Raw genomic sequence first — 15422 nt, 5'->3', positions numbered from 1 at the left:
CCGGCGGGGCGGGGGCGGCGACCGGGGTGGTGGCGACCACCGGGGCGGCCGGCGCGGACTCGGCGACGGGTGCCGCGCCTCCCGGCTGGCCACCGACGGCGTCGGAGTCGACCCGGATGATCGGACGGCCGACCTCGACCGTGTCGCCCTCGGCGACGAGCAGCCCGGTCACGGTGCCGGCGAACGGCGAGGGCAGCTCGACGAGCGACTTCGCCGTCTCGATCTCCACGAGCACCTGGTCGACGGCGATCTCGTCCCCGATGGCGACGCGCCACTGGACGATCTCGGCCTCGGTCAGGCCTTCGCCCACGTCGGGCAGGGGGAATTCGGCGGCGGCCACTACGGCTCCTTCGGGGTCGGACGGGGGTCAGTACGCGAGGGCGCGGTCGACGGCCTCGAGGACGCGGTCGGCGTCCGGGAGGTGCAGGTGCTCGAGCTTCGACACCGGGAACGGCACGTCGAAGCCGGACACCCGCAGCGGCGGCGCCTGCAGCGTGTAGAACGCCCGCTCGGCGACGGTCGCGGCGATCTCGCTGCCGACGCTCACGAAGCCGGAGGCCTCCTGTGCGATGACGAGCCGGCCGGTCTTCGCGACCGAGGCGAGCAGCGGTTCCCAGTCGATCGGGGAGATCGAGCGGAGGTCCACGACCTCGCAGCTCGTGCCCTCGGACTCGGCGATCTCAGCGGCCTGCATGAGCGTCGCGACCATCGCGCCGTGGCCGACGAGGGTGACCTCGGTGCCGGTCCGGGCGACGCGCGTGGTGTGCATCGGCACGTGCCCGTCGACGAGGTCGACCTGCCCCTTCGGCCAGTACCGGGACTTCGGCTCGAGGAAGACCACCGGGTCCTTCGAGGCGATCGCCTCCTGGATCATCCAGTAGGCGTCGTTCGGGGTGCTCGGGCTCACCACGCGGAGGCCCGCGGTGTGCGCGAAGTACGCCTCCGGGGACTCCTGGTGGTGCTCCACGGCGCCGATGTGGCCGCCGTAGGGGATGCGGATGACGACCGGCAGCGACATGTGGTCCGGCAGCCGGTTCTGCATCTTCGCGAGCTGCGAGGTGATCTGGTCGAAGCCGGGCCACACGAACCCGTCGAACTGGATCTCGACGACGGGGCGGTACCCGCGCAGGGCGAGCCCGATCGCGGTGCCGATGATGCCGGACTCGGCGAGCGGGGTGTCCCGCACGCGCTCGGGGCCGAACCGGTCCTGCAGACCCTCGGTGATGCGGAAGACACCGCCGAGCTGGCCGATGTCCTCGCCCATGAGCAGGACCTTGTCGTCGGCCTGCATCGCGGCGGCGAGTCCGGCGTTGAGCGCCTTGGCCATCGTCAACGTGGGGGTGGGGTCGCTCGGGACCTCCCCGGCGCCGGGGTGGGCGCGGAGCGTGTAGTCGAAGAGCTGCTCGGTGGTGCTCATCAGTGGGCGCTCCCCTCGAAGCCGGCTTCGTACTGCTCGAGCCATGCCTTCTGCTCGGCGACGAGCGGGTGCGGCTCGCGGTAGACGTGGTCGAACATGGTGCCGACGGGCGGCGGGGCGAGCTCGACGGTGCGGCGACGGACGTCGGCGGCGAGGTCCTCGCCCTCGGCGTCGAACGCGGCGAACTGCTCGTCGGTCGCGCCCTTGGAGCGCAGGTAGGCCTCGGACCGGGTGATCGGGTCGCGGCGCACCCAGTCCTCGAGTTCGCCGTCGGCGCGGTACCGGCTCGGGTCGTCCGAGCTGGTGTGGGCGCCGATCCGGTAGGTGTCGGCCTCGATGAACGCGGGGCCCTGACCGCTGCGGGCGTGCTCGGTCGCGACGACGGAGGCCGTGTAGGACGCCAGGATGTCGTTGCCGTCGATGAGGACGCTCGGGATGCCGAAGCCGCGCGGGCGGTCGACGAGCGGGGTCGGCGACTGCACCGTGACCGGGACCGAGATCGCCCAGTGGTTGTTCTGCAGGAAGAACACGACGGGTGCCCGGGTGGAGGAGGCGAAGACGAACGCCTCGTTCACGTCGCCCTGGCTCGTCGCACCGTCACCGAAGTACACGATGGAGCATGCGTCGACGTCGGGGTCGCCCGTCCCGACGACGCCGTCGAGCTTCTGGCCGAGCGCGTAGCCCGTCGCGTGCAGCGTCTGCGAGCCGATCACGAGGGTCGAGATGTGCGTGTTGCCGCGCTCGTCCGGGTCCCACCCGCCGTGCGTCTGCCCGCGGTACATCGCGATGATCTCCATCGGCTCGACGCCGCGCGCGGTGGTGACGGCGTGCTCGCGGTACGACGGGAAGACGTGGTCCTGGGCACGGAGGGCGAACACGGAGCCGGTCTGTGCGGCCTCTTGTCCGTGGCTCGGCACCCAGAGGCCGAGCTGCCCGGTGCGCTGGAGGTTGTGACCGGCGTGGTCGAACCGACGGGTGAGCACCATGCGACGGTGCATCGCCAGCAGGGTGTCGTCCGGGATCGCCCGCGCGGCGGCGGCGAACTCGGCGTTCTCGTCGGTCTCCACGAACCGGCCCTCGGGGTCGAGGAGCCGGACGGTGGTCGTCGCGGGGGCCGCGGCGCGGAATGACATGCGGGCCAGCGTAGCGGCAGCGCTCAACGGGCCGATGTGAGGTCCCCCACAAGTGACCGGGCCGTTTCGAGGAGCGTTTCCACAGCCTCGTGCTCGCCGATCGAGATGCGGATCCCCTCCGGCGGGAACGCCCGCACGATGATGCCCGCGGCCTCGAACGCCTCCGCCGCGGCCGCCGTCCCCTCGCCGGTCGGCAGCCACACGAAGTTGCCCTGCGCGTCCGGCACGGGCCAGCCCTGCTCCCGGAGCGCGGCGACGACGCGGTCCCGGCTGGCGGCGAGCTCGGCGACCCGCTCGAGCAGTTCGTCCTCGCGCTCCAGGCTGGCGAGCGCGGCGGCCTGGCCCTGTGCGGTCACCGACAGCGGGATGGCGCACGCGCGGACGGCGTCGAGCACGTAGGTGGGGCCGATCGCGTAGCCGACGCGGAGGCCGGCGAGTCCGTACGCCTTCGAGAACGTGCGGAGGACGACCAGGTTCGGGAAGCGTCCGATCAGCGCTCCACCACGGACCGCGGCCGCGTCGGTGACGAACTCGGCGTACGCCTCGTCGAGGACCACCAGCACGGTCGAGGGCACGGACGCCATGAAGCGCTCGAACTCGTCCGCGGTGACGATCGGTCCGGTCGGGTTGTTCGGCGTGCACACGATGACCATCCGGGTGCGCTCGGTCACGGCGGCCGCCATCGCGTCGAGGTCGTGCCCACCGTCGGGACGGTTCGGCACCTGCACGCTCGTCGCCCCCGCCACCGTGACGACGCCGGGGTAGGCCTCGAACGACCGCCAGGCGTACACGACCTCGTCGCCGGGGCCGCTCGTCGCCTTCGCGAGCTCGTGCAGGATCGCCACGCTGCCGGGGGCGACGTGGACCTCGTCCGCGGTGACGTCGAACCGGCGGGCGAGCTCGGCCCGGACGGCGAGCGCGGTGGCGTCCGGGTAGCGGTTGAACGCCGTCTGCGCCTGGACCGCCTGCACCACCCCGGGCAGGGGTGGGAACGGGTTCTCGTTGCTCGACAGCTTGAACGCGTCCGCCGCGGCCTGCCGACCCTGCTTGTAGGCGGGCAGGACGGCGATGTCGGGGCGGATGTGGACGCGCTCGTCGCTCATGCGCGCAAGGCTACCGGCACCCTCGCGGCTGCACGACGGCATCATGGGCGCATGCGATTCCTCGTCCGCCTCGTCGTCAACGCCCTCGCGCTCTGGCTCACCACGCTCATCGTCAGCGGCGTCTCCGTGAACGCCTTCGGTGACGGCGGCACGACCGCCACCGTCCTGACGTTCCTGCTCGTCGCGTTCGTGTTCGGCCTCGTGAACGCCGTGATCGGGACGATCATCCGGATCGTCGCCTTCCCGCTCTACATCCTCACGCTCGGCCTGATCTCGCTCGTCGTCAACGCGGTCCTGCTGCTCATCGTCGCCGGCATCTCGACGACGATCGGCTTCGGCCTGCAGGTCGACTCGTTCGGCTGGGGGATCGTGGGTGCCTTCGTGCTGGCGGTGTTCGCCTGGCTCATCGGACTGTTCGTCCGGCCGGTGCTGAACCGCCCGCGCGCGTGAGCGCGGCGCTCCCACACGCCACCACGCGTCCGACCGGGGCCTCCCCGTCGACCGGCACCGTGCCTCCCGACCGGGGACCGGGTCTCGCCCACGTCACCCCGCTGCGCCATGATGTCCCCATGACCCAGGACGCCGACGCCCCGTTCCGCGTCTCGTTCGTCTGCAGCGGCAACATCTGCCGGTCCCCGATGGCCGGCATCGTCTTCGCCTCGATCGCGGCCGACGCCGGACTGGGCGACCGCTTCGTCGTGGAGTCCGCGGGGACCGGTGACTGGCACGTCGGCGAGCCGGCGGACGAGCGGACGATCGCAGCGCTCGCCGCACGCGGATACGATGGGAGCAGGCATCGCGCCCGTCAGTTCGACCCGGACCGGTTCCCGGACCTCGACCTGGTGGTCGCACTCGACCGCTCCCACGAACGCGTCCTGCGATCGTGGGCACCGACCATGGACGACGCCGCCAAGGTGACGCTCCTGCTGCGGTACGACGACGCCTGGCCCCAGCAGACCGACGTACCGGATCCGTACTACGCGGACCGGCACGAGTTCGACCGAGTGCTCTCGACCGTCGAGCGGGCCTGCCGGGCGCTCTTCCGACAGCTCGAGCCGGCAGTCCGTCAGGGAGCCCCATGACCCCCCTTCCCCCGCAGCCGATCAGCCCGCTCGACGGGCGCTACTACCCGATCGTGCACACGGTGGGCGAGCACCTGTCCGAGGCCGGCCTCAACCGCGCGCGCATCGTCGTCGAGGTGGAGTGGCTGGTCTTCCTGACCGACCACGCGATGTTCACGACGTCGCCGCTGAGCGTCGACGACAAGGCCGCGCTGCGCCGGGTCGCCGAGACGTTCGGGCAGGAGCAGATCGCCGAGCTCGGTGAGATCGAGGCGACGACCCGGCACGACGTCAAGGCCGTCGAGTACTTCGTCCGTCGTCGGCTCTCGGAGCTCGGCCTCGACGCGATCGCCGAGCTGACCCACTTCGCGTGCACCAGCGAGGACGTCAACAACCTCTCCTACGCGCTCACCGTGCGCGACACCGTCGACCACGTCTGGCTGCCGGCGTTCCAGGCCGTCATCGCCGCCCTCCGCCAGATGGCCGAGGAGCTCAAGGCCGTGCCGATGCTCTCGCACACGCACGGCCAGCCGGCGACGCCGACGACGCTCGGCAAGGAGCTCGCGGTGGTCGTCTACCGCCTCGAGCGCGTCCTCGCCCAGGTGGAGGCGACCGAGTACCTCGGCAAGTTCTCCGGCGCGACCGGCACCTTCTCCGCCCACCTCGCAGCCGACCCCGAGGCCGACTGGCCCGCGCTGTCGAAGGAGTTCGTCGAGGGCCTCGGCCTGACGTGGAACCCGCTGACGACGCAGATCGAGTCGCACGACTGGCAGGCCGAGCTCTACGACCGCGTCCGGCACGCCAACCGGATCCTGCACAACCTCGCGACCGACGTGTGGACCTACATCTCGATGGGGTACTTCACGCAGATCCCGGTGGCCGGTGCCACGGGGTCGTCGACGATGCCGCACAAGATCAACCCGATCCGGTTCGAGAACGCCGAGGCGAACCTCGAGATCTCGTCGGCGCTGTTCTCGACGCTGTCCGAGACCCTGGTCACGAGCCGCCTGCAGCGCGACCTGACCGACTCCACCACGCAGCGGAACATCGGCGTCGCGTTCGGGCACTCGCTGCTCGCGCTCGACAACCTCCGCCGCGGCCTGTCCGAGATCGCCGTGAACGAGTCGCGGCTGGCGGAGGACCTCGACGGGAACTGGGAGGTGCTCGGCGAGGCCATCCAGACCGTCATCCGGGCCGAGGTCACGGCCGGACAGTCGAACATCGAGGACCCGTACGCGATGCTCAAGGAGCTCACCCGGGGCAAGCGCATCGGCAAGGCCGACCTCGTCGCGTTCGTGAACGGCCTCGACATCTCGGACGGTGCGAAGGCCCGGCTGACCAACCTCACGCCCGCCACGTACACGGGTCTGGCGGACGAGCTGGTCGACCACCTCGACGTCTGACGCGCCTCGTCGGACGGCCGTCCCCGCGATCGCGGGGACGGCCGTCGGCGTTCGGGCACAGATCCGGGCGCCGATGCGTCGGCCTGGGCCCACGCCGCCGGTTCCTGACCGACGCGCCAGCGGCGGGCCGGCCGTGCCGGTGGGGAGAGGCGCGGGTCGGCCCCGCCGCGTCCGTCACCGCCTCACGTGGTGACCTGCGCTGCTTCGGCGACCAGGGCCTCCAGGACGGTCCGCACGCCGGGGCGGACCAGCCGGTCCGGCCGGACGAGCGCCTCGATGCGCCGTCCGGCGCGGACGTCGGCGAGCTCTGCCAGGTGGAAGCGACCCGATGCCCGGGTGCCGGAGGTGTACCGCGGCACGAGGGCGATGCCGTGTCCCGCCGCCACGAGGTTCTCGATCGCGGGCAGGTGGATCGTCCGGAAGGCGACGCTCGGCGGGGTGTCCGTCGCCGCCGCCAGCGCGGTGAGCACCCGGTCGATCGGGTAGTCCTCCGGGACGCCGATCCACGTCTGGCCCACGACGTCGTCGATCCCGACCCGCGACCGGTCGGCGAGCGGGTGCGCGAGCGGCACCGCGATGTCGAGCGGTTCCCGCAGCAGGGCGACGGTCTCGAGGCCGGCGCGCCCCGCCGGTGGCGCACCGTCCGGGCGGTGCGCGACGACGACGTCGTGGTCGGCCGCGAGCGGGCCGAACTCGTCCTCGCTGACGTCGACGTCGACGAGCACCAGGTCGATGCCGGGGTGCGCCCGCATCCGGGCGAGGAGGCCCGGCAGCAGGAGCTCGGACGCGGACGGGAAGACCGCGAGCGCGACCCTGCCGACCGTCCCGCCCCGGTGCTCGCGCCACGCGGCGTCGACGTGCTCCACCGCGGTCGCGACCTCGACCGCGAGCGCGGCGAGGAACCGCCCGTCCTCGGTGAGGTGCACACCGCGCCCGCTCCGCGCGACGAGCGGCACGCCGACCTGGCGCTGCAGCGTCCGGAGCTGCTGCGACACCGCGCTGGGGGTGCGGTGGGTCGCCGCGGCCACCGCCGTGACGCTGCCGCGCTCGGCGAGTTCGCGCAGGACAGCGAGGAGCTGGACGTCGAAGTCGACCATGCAGGGAACCTACATCATGCTTAGCGGAAGTTTCGCTGGTCCTACAGCGAGGCTCGCCCCCATGCTGGGACGGTGCTCCCCCGTGATCGTCTCCTCGCCGTCGTCGTCGCGGTCGTGTGGGGCCTGAACTTCCCCGCGACGGCCCTCGCGCTCCAGCACTTCCCGCCGTTCCTGCTCTCCGCCGTCCGGTTCACGCTGCTCGCGGTGCCGACCGTGCTCTTCGTGCCGCGGCCCCGCATCCCGTTCGGGCGGCTGCTGCTCGTCGGGCTCGGGCTCGGCGTCCTGCAGTTCGCGTTCCTGTACCTCGGCATGGCGTCGGGCATGCCGTCGGGTCTCGCGTCGCTGGTGCTCCAGGCGTCCGCACCGTTCACCGTGGTGCTCGCCGGGGTCTTCCTGCGCGAGCGGCTGACCGGTCGGCAGGTCGTCGGGGTGACGATCGCCGTGTGCGCCCTCGCCGCCATCGCCGTCCACCGCGCGCAGGCGGCCGCCCTGCTGCCGGTGGTGCTCACGCTGTGCGGTGCGCTCGGCTGGGCGATCGGCAACGTGGCGACCCGGCACGCCGGTGCTGCGAACCCGCTGCACCTGACGCTCTGGTGGTCGATCGTCCCGCCGGTGCCGATGGCCGTGCTGTCGCTGACCGTCGAGGGTCCGGCGCGTGTCGGGAGCGCGCTCGGCAGCGTGTTCACCGCGTCGGCGCTCCCCGCCGACCTCGGGCTGCTCTACGTCGTGCTCGTGGCGACCCTCGTCGGGTACGGCATCTGGTCGCGGTTGATGGCGACGTACCCGTCGAGCACGGTCGCGCCGTTCTCCATGCTCGTGCCCGTCGTCGGGGTGCTCGCGTCGTGGGTGGCGTTCGGCGAGGTGCCGGACGTGGTCGAGGTCGTCTCCGGCGCGGTCGTGGTGGCGGCGGTGCTGTGGTCGTCGCGGCCGGCACGGGCGCGGATCGACCTGCCCGACGCCCAGACTCCGGGGACGGCCGGCGGTGGTGCGGGCGCGGTCGTCCGCGGTGCCGACGCGGTCAGCCGCGGTGCTGACGTCGTTCGGCGATGATGCTCGCCAGGGCACCCCGCAGCTCCGGGTACCGGAACTCGTAACCGGCCGCGAGCAACCGCGTCGGGACGACCCACCGGCTCTTCAGCACGAGCTCGGTCTCGGTGCGGATCGCGAAGGCCCCGAGCTCGAGCATCCACCGGGTCGTCGGGAGGCCGATCCTCCGGCCCACGGCGTCCCGGATGGTCGCCATGACGGTCCGGTTGTCCGAGGGGTTCGGACTCGCGACGTTGAGCGGCCCGTCGATCTCGGGGTGGTCCCGGACGAACCGGATCGTGCCGAGGACGTCGTCGAGGTGCACCCACGAGAACTTCTGCCGACCCCGGGTCCGGCGGTGCTCGTGGTACGTCCCGGCGCGCAGCCGTCCCGGCGTCGGGAACCACGAACCGTCGTACTGCGGGCCGCCGAGCCCCGCCTGTGCGAGACGGAGCAGCGGCACGAGCGCGCTCCCGTCGCCGAACACGATCGCCATCCGGAGCGCCACCCGTCGGGTCGCCGGCAGGTCCGCGCCGAAGAACGCCTGCTCCCACGCCTTCGCGATGCCGACGGAGAACCCCTCGCCGAGCTCCCCCGTCAGTTCGTCCTGCGGGCGGTCGTCGGCGTGCCGGTAGATCGTCGCGGTCGAGGCGTTCACCCAGAGCGGCGGCGGGTGCTCGCTCGTCCGGATCGCCTCGGCCAGTTCGAGCGTCGTCTCCACCCGCGAGCGGAGGATCTCCCGACGGTTCCGCCGGCCGTACCGGCAGTCGACGCTCTTGCCGGCCATGTTGACGACCATCGCCGCGCCGTCCACGAGCTCCCGGATCCGCAGCGTGTTGCCCCACACGGCGTCCCCGGTGCGCCCGACCGTGACGACGTCGTAGCCCTCGTCCGCGAACGCGCGACGGAGCGCCTGCCCCACGAACCCGCTCGCCCCCGCGACGACGACGCGCGGTCTCGACCCCGGTGCGCCCGGCGCGCCCCCTGCTCCTGGTGCTGGCATCAGCGTTCTCCTTCCGGCACGACGGCGTAGCGGAACGCCCCCTCGTACCGGAACAGCGTGCCGACGAACGGAGCGCGGAGCACGAGGGACACGCGCTGCAGGTCCGCATCGTCATCGAATCGTTCGACGAGCGTCACACGCGGGGCGACGACGGCCGGGAGGCCCCACTCGCGTCCCAGAACCCGGAACGTCACACGCGTGGAGACGAGGCGCAGGGCGCCCGCATCCGAGCCGTCCTGGTCCACCTCCGCCCGGAGCAGGGCGCTGACGCGCCCGTGACGGCCGAGGTGGTCGACGAGGCCGTCCGGTCCCGCCGTGATCGCGTCCACCATCGTGCGGTCCCCGCCGCGGAACCGGAACGTCCGGCAGGCCCGGACGGCGACGTGCACGGCTCGCTCGCGGCCGCGCCCGACACGGACGGGGCGGTTCTCCACGGTGAACGGGACGTCGTGTTCCCAGACCGGGAACATCACCGCGTCGCGGGCGAACCACACGAGCACCGGCCAGAGCCACCACCGCGGCGTCCCGACGACGTCGAACACCCCCTCGCCCCGGCCGACGTGTCCGGGCGGGACCGCGCCGAAGTACGTCCGGAGTCGTGGGTGCAGCCCGTCGAGGACGTCGGGGGGCGTGCTCAGTTCGTACGGCGACCGGACCACGTCCCGATCCTGGCACGGCGTCGGTCGCGGTCCCTACGATGGCGGCATGGGACACGACCACGGGCACGCGCACGGACACGCCTCGGAGCGTGCCCTGCTCGTCGCGTTCTGCATCTCGGCCGGCATCCTGCTCGCCGAGGTCGTGGGTGCCGTGGTCACGGGGTCCTTGGCGCTGCTCGTCGACGCCGGACACATGGTCGTCGACACGGGCGGGATCGGCATCGGGCTCGTGGCCGCGCGGCTCGCCCGGCGGAGCCCGACGGCCCAGCGCACGTGGGGCTACCAGCGTGCCGAGGTCCTCGGCGCAACGGCCCAGGCGGCGATCCTGCTCGCCGTCGGGGTCTTCGTGATCGTCTCGGCGATCCAACGGTTGTTCGTCCCGGCGGAGATCCACTCGGGGCCGCTCCTGGTGTTCGGTGTGATCGGGCTCGTCGGCAACCTCGTGGCGTACACGGTGCTGCTCCGGGCCTCGGGCGAGGGGTTCACCTCGCGCGCCGCCCGACTCGAGGTCCTCAACGACACCCTGGGGTCCGTCGCGGTCATCCTCGCGGCGGTCGTCCTCATGCTCACGGGGTGGGAGCGCGCGGACTCGGTCGCGGCCATCCTGATCGGGTTGCTCATCCTGCCGCGCGCCGTGCGGCTGCTCCGTGAGACCGCGAACGTCCTGCTCGAGTCGACGCCGCCGGGGCTCGACCTCGACTCGGTGCGGGCGCACATCCTCGAGCTCGACCACGTGATCGCCGTGCACGACCTCCACGCGACGCTCGTCGCGACCGGCGTCCCGAACCTGACCGCGCACGTCGTGGTGGACGACCACTGCTTCTCCACCGCACACGCGCCGCGGATCCTCGACGAGCTGCAGCAGTGCGTGGCGGAGCACTTCGACGTGCCGGTCGAGCACTCGACGTTCCAGCTCGAGCCCGCGTCACACCGCCGCCACGAGCACGAGGTGCACGCCTGACGGGTGCCCGGTCCGGGGCTCCCGCGCCACCTTCCCTCCGTGGAGCGCCCGCGTTTCGACGGAACACGCGTCGATCGACGGCACCGTTGTCGAAACAACCGTGTTTCCACGGGACACGGGACACGGGACACGGGACGGCGTCAGCAGCCGTCGGAGTCGGTCGGGTACGCCGTGATGACCCGGTCGGTGGTGGCCGAGACGATCACCTTCACGAACGGCTCCCGCGCCGGCCGTGACCCGTCGTCGAACGCCACCGGAGCCGCGTAGCAGACCTTCCCGTCGCCGGCGTCCTGCGGGTACCCCGCCCGCGGCTCCGTCAACACCGTCTGCAGCGCGGTGAGCACGGCATCGTCCCAGTCGCGCGACCCGTGCCCGGAGACGACGTCGGTCCAGTCGCGGTCGTGACGGACTCGGATGTGCTCGTACCCCTGGCTGGACGTGCCGCACTGCAGCACCACCGGGCCGAGCGCCGCCGTGTCGTACTGGGCGACCTCGGCGCGGCTGCTCGCGTCGCATCGGTCGAGGACGGCAGCTCCGGGCAGGTCGGGGCCCCGGCGAGGGATCACGACGGTGCCGTCGGCGGCCGAGGACGACCCGCCCGCTCCGGCGACTCCCGTCGGCGACTGCGCGGTCGACCCTCCCCCGAGGACGGCGTCGTCGGTCCCGCGCTCGGCGGTGAGCGCGATGCCTCCCGCGACGAGGCCGCCGCCGACGAGCGCAGCCGCGACGACCGTGGCGACGCCTGCGACCGAACGGCGTTGACTGCGGGTCATGCGGCCAGTATGCCGGACCGGCACCGAGCCTCCCGGCCCGGAACCACGCCGCCCGGGCTGCGACGTCAGGCGCGCGCAGCGAGCCGGATGCCGGCGACGGCGGCGAGCGCCGCGACGAGCACCACGTACCCGATCAGCACCCACAGCGTCGGCACGACGAGGAGCGCCGCGCCGACCGCGACCACGGGCACCGTCAGTCCCGCGTACGCGATGAGGAAGGTCGCCGCGAGCACGCCGCCCCGGCGCTCCGGACCGACGAGCGCTCCGGCCTCCGCGATGGATGCCCGGAAGAGCAGGCCGACACCGGCTCCCGCGACGACCCCGCCGCCGATGAACCCGGCGACCTGCAGCACGACCGCGGCGACGGCGAGGACCGCGAGGCCGCCGACGAGCAGGACGACCCCGAGACGGATCTGGGCGCGCTGCGACAAGCGGGCGAACACGATCTGGCTGACGGCGCTCGCGGCGAAGACCCCGAAGGTCGTCGCGCCGGCCGCCAGACGGTCGGTCACGTGGAACGTCGTGCCGAGGAACGTCGGTGCGACCGACGTGAAGAGTCCCTGCACGGCGAGTGCGGCGAACGCTCCGGTGCCGGCGGTCCAGAACGCCGCTCCCTGCCCTTCGGGCGCCTGGATGCGCTGCGGCCGGTACGGCACCGGCGACGACGGCCGGTCGACGGTCTCGGGTGCGACCAGGACCGCCACGAACGCGACCGCGAGGGCCACGACGAACACGACGTACGGCACCATGAGCGGGCGACCGACGAACTCCGCGAGCGCCCCGCCGACGAGCGCGCCGAGGGAGAGCCCGCCGAGGTTGACCGCGCCGGCGGCGACGCTCGCTCCGGTGGCGGAGGACTCCGATCCGGTCGCCCGGACCCGGAGCTCGCCGAGGTGGGCGGTCGCGGTGGCGGTCACCATGCCCACGCCGAGCCCGGTCACGACCCGCGCGACGACGAGCCCGGCGACGTCGTTCCAGACCAGGAACAGCACCGCCGCGAGCAGTTCGAGTGCGACCGACACCAGGATGAGCGGCTTGCGGCCGTGGACGTCGCTGAGGTGGCCGGCGAGCCAGAGCGACACCACGACGCCGACCCCGTAGGCGGCGAAGACGACGGTGGTGGTGAACGTGGGGAAGCCGTCGCGCGCCTGGTAGATGACGTACAGCGGAGCCGGGACGGTCGCGAAGGCCATCACCGTGAGGAAGGCGAACGCGACTGCCCAGAACCCCGCGCCGTGACGCCGCCGCGTGTGCGACCGACGACCCCGCGGAGCGGGGGCCTGCTCGGCCGCGGGACGGACCTCGTCGGTGTGCTCGATGACTGCCATGCCCCGATGATGACCCTGTCCACGGCATCGGGTCCAACGGATGGTCTTGATGCCACCCATCGACGTGATCGATGATCGGAAGATGGAGACACGCCTGTTGGAACAGTTCGTCGCCGTCGCGACCGAGGGAAGCGTCACCCGTGCCGCCGAACGGCTGTGGGCGGCGCAGTCCACGGTGTCCGCCGGCCTCGCGTCGCTCGAACGCACCCTCGGGGTCCGGCTGTTCGAGCGGACCGGACGGGCGCTCGTCCTCACCACCGCGGGCGAGGACCTCCTCCCCCACGCGCGTGCCGTGCTCGAGTCGTTGGAACGGATGCGCGACCTGGCCACGGTGGACGACGCCGACCTCCGCGGACGGGTGCGACTCGGGATCTTCACCAGCATGGACGTCGTCGACCTGACCGGGGTGCTCCGTCGGTTCCGGCGACGTCACCCGCTCGTGGCGGTCGAGCTGATGACGTCTCCGACCGGGACCACGGGGCTCGTGCAGGACCTCCTCGCCGGCCGGGTCGACCTCGCCTACTCCGGTCTGCCGAACCCGCCTGGCGGCCTCGTCGTGGAGCCGCTCCGCGAGATGCCGTTCCGGGTGTTCACCGCTGCAGACCACCCGCTCGCGGACCGCGCGTCGGTGTCGCTGGCCGAGCTCGCCGACGAGCCGTTCGTGGACACCGCGCACGGCTTCGGCAACCGCGTGCTCCTCGACCAGGCGTTCGACCGGCTCGGGATCCGTCGTCGGATCGTCGCCGAGATGAACGACATGCCCGCGGTGATCCGGTTCGCGGCGGCGGGCCTCGGTGTCGGGGTCGTCCCGGACCCGGGCGTCGCACACGAGGGCGCGGTGCTCGAGCTCGAGGACGACGTCCCGCCGCTCCGGATCGGCTTGGCGATGCGCGCCGCGCCGGAGCCGAACCGCGCCACGCGGACGCTGGCCCGCGACATCGTCGCGGCGCGCGTCGCCCAGGTCCCCACCGACGGACGGGAGGCGCGGCTCGTCGCCGCCCCGCGCCTCCCGTCCGTCAGTCCCCCCAGATCTCCCCGACGATCGCGGGCAGGAGCCCGTTCGTCGGGAAGTTCGTCTGCCGGATGACGATGAACGTGTCGCCGCGGACGAAGACCGTCGTCGTCTGGTCCACGGGGTACGGGGTGGCCGGGACCGTCAGCTGGCACTTGCGCCCGCCGTCGCGCTCCTCACAGTCCCACGGGCTGTCGGCGAGTCGGTCGGCAGCGCCTGGACCCGTCTTCCCGATGTCGAGCGTGAGACCCGAGACGTCCGCGCTCGGGTCGGCCCACACGCAGGTGAGGGTCGCCGCTCCGCCGGTCCAGACGATGTCCGGGGAGTCGGTGCCGGTCGAGGCAGTCGTCTGGTCGATCTCGGTGAGCGGGGTCGACCCGAAGAACCGGTCGTAGTCCTCGGCCGGCACCGTGCCGCGGCACGTCGTCGGGAGCGTCGCGACGGCCGCCCGGGTCGGACGGGGCGTCGGGGTCGCCGTGATCGGCGCGGACGTCGGGGTTGTCGCGGTCGGGGCCGGAGCGGGCAGCTGCGACACCGCGGGCGCCGCAACCGGCTGTTCCTGCTGCGACAGCGACAGGGCGACGGCACCGGACGCGGTGCCGAGTGCGAGCAGCCCGACGACGCCGATCGCGATGCCCGGGCGGACACGGCGGCGCCGGGAACGCGGGGTGGCGCGCTCGAGGACGTTCTGCTTCATCGCCACGAGCATGCGCTGGAGGTCGTCTCCCTCAGGGGGTTCAGTGTTCATCGTGCATCACCGCCTTCCTCAGTCGTGCGCGGGACCGTGCGACCCGCTGGGTGACCGCGCCCACGGTCAGGCCGAGCATCTGTGCTGCCTCGGCGTACGAGTGCCCCTGCACCAGGCAGAGCTCGCAGATCCGTCGGTCGGTCTCGGGCAGGGCCGCGATCTCGTCGCGGACCCAGCGGAGCCGTTCGACGGCCTCCGCGTGGTCGTCGGGTGCCGGGAGCTCTTCCGGGAGCTCGGCGACCCGGCGTCGGGCCTGCTTCCGTCCGGCGTTCAAGGCGTGGTTCCGGCAGACGACGAGGAGCCACGGGAGCATCGTGTCCGCCGGGAGCTCGAGCGTCCGGGCACGTTGCCAGAGCGTGAGGAACGTGTCCTGCACGGCCTCTTCGACGTCCGGTCGGCTCTCGACGACGGCCCATGCGTACCGGGTCAGGGTCCCCGCGTACCGGTCGAAGGCACGTGCGAGCGCCTGCTGATCGCCGTGCCCGATGGCCCGGACGAGCTGCGCGTCCGTCTCGGTGCCGCTGTCCACGTTCACATCCCACCCCCTTCGATGAGGAGTGTCGGGAGGACCCGCGATCATGACGGGACCGTGCCGGAATCGTGATCCCGGGCGTGTCGTGCGGAGGCGTGTGCCGGTTGCGGCGCTCGTGCGACGGTGTCGGCGGCCGCAGTGCTCGCTGGCGGCGGTGCGCGCCGTG

At 72.7% G+C, this 15422-nt stretch carries 17 protein-coding genes; 6 read left to right on the top strand and 11 right to left on the bottom strand.

The window, feature by feature from the left end; all coding sequences use genetic code 11:
• The 4 genes from Csp2054_RS16115 to Csp2054_RS16100 form a co-directional block, all read right to left on the bottom strand.
• The coding region (locus Csp2054_RS16115; protein ID WP_141399302.1) for a biotin/lipoyl-containing protein at window positions 1-340 on the bottom strand (340 nt) is incomplete at its 3' end.
• 27 nt (window positions 341-367) lie between these two features.
• Window positions 368-1327: an alpha-ketoacid dehydrogenase subunit beta gene (locus Csp2054_RS16110; protein WP_096900509.1), complete on the bottom strand. Its 960-nt coding sequence runs from the start codon at window positions 1325-1327 to the stop codon at window positions 368-370.
• Window positions 1328-1416: 89 nt separating this feature from the next.
• Window positions 1417-2550 carry a thiamine pyrophosphate-dependent enzyme gene (locus tag Csp2054_RS16105; RefSeq protein ID WP_096900501.1) on the bottom strand — a complete coding sequence of 378 codons (1134 nt, stop codon included), beginning with the start codon at window positions 2548-2550 and terminating at the stop codon, window positions 1417-1419.
• Window positions 2551-2573: 23 nt separating this feature from the next.
• Window positions 2574-3653 carry a histidinol-phosphate transaminase gene (locus tag Csp2054_RS16100; RefSeq protein ID WP_096900499.1) on the bottom strand — a complete coding sequence of 360 codons (1080 nt, stop codon included), beginning with the start codon at window positions 3651-3653 and terminating at the stop codon, window positions 2574-2576.
• A gap of 51 nt (window positions 3654-3704) precedes the next feature.
• Between Csp2054_RS16100 and Csp2054_RS16095 the strand changes: the two genes are divergently transcribed.
• The 3 genes from Csp2054_RS16095 (at window position 3705) to purB (ending at window position 6117) form a co-directional block, all read left to right on the top strand.
• A complete protein-coding gene (locus tag Csp2054_RS16095; RefSeq protein ID WP_096900498.1) occupies window positions 3705-4103 on the top strand; it encodes a phage holin family protein in 399 nt (132 codons plus the stop codon).
• A 119-nt stretch (window positions 4104-4222) separates the two neighbouring features.
• A complete protein-coding gene (locus Csp2054_RS16090) occupies window positions 4223-4735 on the top strand; it encodes a low molecular weight protein-tyrosine-phosphatase (protein ID WP_096900496.1) in 513 nt (170 codons plus the stop codon).
• Window positions 4732-6117, top strand: a complete 1386-nt coding sequence (gene purB, locus Csp2054_RS16085; protein ID WP_096900495.1) for an adenylosuccinate lyase — start codon at window positions 4732-4734, stop codon at window positions 6115-6117. The genes Csp2054_RS16090 and purB overlap by 4 nt, the downstream gene beginning before the upstream one ends.
• Before the next feature lie 182 nt (window positions 6118-6299).
• Here purB and Csp2054_RS16080 read toward each other — a convergent pair whose 3' ends face one another.
• Window positions 6300-7214, bottom strand: a complete 915-nt coding sequence (locus Csp2054_RS16080) for a LysR family transcriptional regulator (RefSeq protein WP_096900493.1) — start codon at window positions 7212-7214, stop codon at window positions 6300-6302.
• Window positions 7215-7286: 72 nt separating this feature from the next.
• Between Csp2054_RS16080 and Csp2054_RS16075 the strand changes: the two genes are divergently transcribed.
• Complete coding sequence (locus Csp2054_RS16075; RefSeq protein ID WP_096900491.1) at window positions 7287-8264, top strand: EamA family transporter; 978 nt, start codon at window positions 7287-7289, stop codon at window positions 8262-8264.
• On the opposite strand, the gene Csp2054_RS16070 is transcribed toward Csp2054_RS16075, so the two are convergent.
• Together Csp2054_RS16070 and Csp2054_RS16065 are read right to left on the bottom strand one after the other, a co-directional pair.
• On the bottom strand, window positions 8233-9243 hold the full coding sequence (locus Csp2054_RS16070) for an epimerase (RefSeq protein ID WP_096900489.1): 1011 nt from the start codon (window positions 9241-9243) through the stop codon (window positions 8233-8235). The two genes, Csp2054_RS16075 and Csp2054_RS16070, sit on opposite strands and share 32 nt — an antisense overlap.
• Entirely contained in the window at window positions 9243-9902 is a 660-nt protein-coding gene (locus Csp2054_RS16065; protein ID WP_096900488.1) for a DUF4166 domain-containing protein, read from the bottom strand. The genes Csp2054_RS16070 and Csp2054_RS16065 overlap by 1 nt, the downstream gene beginning before the upstream one ends.
• Before the next feature lie 46 nt (window positions 9903-9948).
• On the opposite strand from Csp2054_RS16065, the gene Csp2054_RS16060 reads away from it, so the two are divergent.
• Window positions 9949-10863, top strand: coding sequence for a cation diffusion facilitator family transporter (locus Csp2054_RS16060; protein WP_096900507.1), 915 nt, complete (start codon window positions 9949-9951; stop codon window positions 10861-10863).
• 140 nt (window positions 10864-11003) lie between these two features.
• Here Csp2054_RS16060 and Csp2054_RS16055 read toward each other — a convergent pair whose 3' ends face one another.
• Complete coding sequence (locus tag Csp2054_RS16055) at window positions 11004-11636, bottom strand: hypothetical protein (RefSeq protein ID WP_096900487.1); 633 nt, start codon at window positions 11634-11636, stop codon at window positions 11004-11006.
• A 65-nt stretch (window positions 11637-11701) separates the two neighbouring features.
• Window positions 11702-12964, bottom strand: coding sequence for an MFS transporter (locus Csp2054_RS16050; RefSeq protein WP_141399301.1), 1263 nt, complete (start codon window positions 12962-12964; stop codon window positions 11702-11704).
• A gap of 82 nt (window positions 12965-13046) precedes the next feature.
• Here Csp2054_RS16050 and Csp2054_RS16045 point away from each other — a divergent pair, with 82 nt between their 5' ends.
• On the top strand, window positions 13047-14051 hold the full coding sequence (locus Csp2054_RS16045; RefSeq protein ID WP_217990943.1) for a LysR family transcriptional regulator: 1005 nt from the start codon (window positions 13047-13049) through the stop codon (window positions 14049-14051).
• Here the strand turns inward: Csp2054_RS16045 and Csp2054_RS16040 are convergent.
• Window positions 13981-14724 (bottom strand): hypothetical protein, encoded by a 744-nt coding sequence (locus Csp2054_RS16040; protein ID WP_141399300.1) that lies wholly within the window; start codon window positions 14722-14724, stop codon window positions 13981-13983. The two genes, Csp2054_RS16045 and Csp2054_RS16040, sit on opposite strands and share 71 nt — an antisense overlap.
• Window positions 14714-15253 (bottom strand): RNA polymerase sigma factor, encoded by a 540-nt coding sequence (locus tag Csp2054_RS16035; RefSeq protein ID WP_096900505.1) that lies wholly within the window; start codon window positions 15251-15253, stop codon window positions 14714-14716. Before Csp2054_RS16035 ends, Csp2054_RS16040 begins: the two co-directional genes overlap by 11 nt.
• Between the last annotated feature and the right edge of the window lie 169 nt (window positions 15254-15422).

It is taken from the genome of Curtobacterium sp. 'Ferrero', assembly GCF_002412165.1.
Taxonomy (GTDB): domain Bacteria; phylum Actinomycetota; class Actinomycetes; order Actinomycetales; family Microbacteriaceae; genus Curtobacterium.
The sequence above is the reverse complement of the archived record's forward strand: the minus strand, read 5'-3'. Positions and strand labels throughout refer to the sequence as shown.

Coding starts and splice junctions, on each gene's coding strand:
- Csp2054_RS16070 (WP_096900489.1), bottom strand. CDS start 9,243: ATGCCAGCACCAGGAGCAGGGGGCGCGCCGGGCGCACCGGGGTCGAGA.
- Csp2054_RS16045 (WP_217990943.1), top strand. CDS start 13,047: ATGGAGACACGCCTGTTGGAACAGTTCGTCGCCGTCGCGACCGAGGGA.
- Csp2054_RS16095 (WP_096900498.1), top strand. CDS start 3,705: ATGCGATTCCTCGTCCGCCTCGTCGTCAACGCCCTCGCGCTCTGGCTC.
- purB (WP_096900495.1), top strand. CDS start 4,732: ATGACCCCCCTTCCCCCGCAGCCGATCAGCCCGCTCGACGGGCGCTAC.
- Csp2054_RS16060 (WP_096900507.1), top strand. CDS start 9,949: ATGGGACACGACCACGGGCACGCGCACGGACACGCCTCGGAGCGTGCC.
- Csp2054_RS16110 (WP_096900509.1), bottom strand. CDS start 1,327: ATGGCCAAGGCGCTCAACGCCGGACTCGCCGCCGCGATGCAGGCCGAC.
- Csp2054_RS16090 (WP_096900496.1), top strand. CDS start 4,223: ATGACCCAGGACGCCGACGCCCCGTTCCGCGTCTCGTTCGTCTGCAGC.
- Csp2054_RS16100 (WP_096900499.1), bottom strand. CDS start 3,653: ATGAGCGACGAGCGCGTCCACATCCGCCCCGACATCGCCGTCCTGCCC.
- Csp2054_RS16050 (WP_141399301.1), bottom strand. CDS start 12,964: ATGGCAGTCATCGAGCACACCGACGAGGTCCGTCCCGCGGCCGAGCAG.
- Csp2054_RS16105 (WP_096900501.1), bottom strand. CDS start 2,550: ATGTCATTCCGCGCCGCGGCCCCCGCGACGACCACCGTCCGGCTCCTC.
- Csp2054_RS16040 (WP_141399300.1), bottom strand. CDS start 14,724: ATGAACACTGAACCCCCTGAGGGAGACGACCTCCAGCGCATGCTCGTG.
- Csp2054_RS16080 (WP_096900493.1), bottom strand. CDS start 7,214: ATGGTCGACTTCGACGTCCAGCTCCTCGCTGTCCTGCGCGAACTCGCC.
- Csp2054_RS16055 (WP_096900487.1), bottom strand. CDS start 11,636: ATGACCCGCAGTCAACGCCGTTCGGTCGCAGGCGTCGCCACGGTCGTC.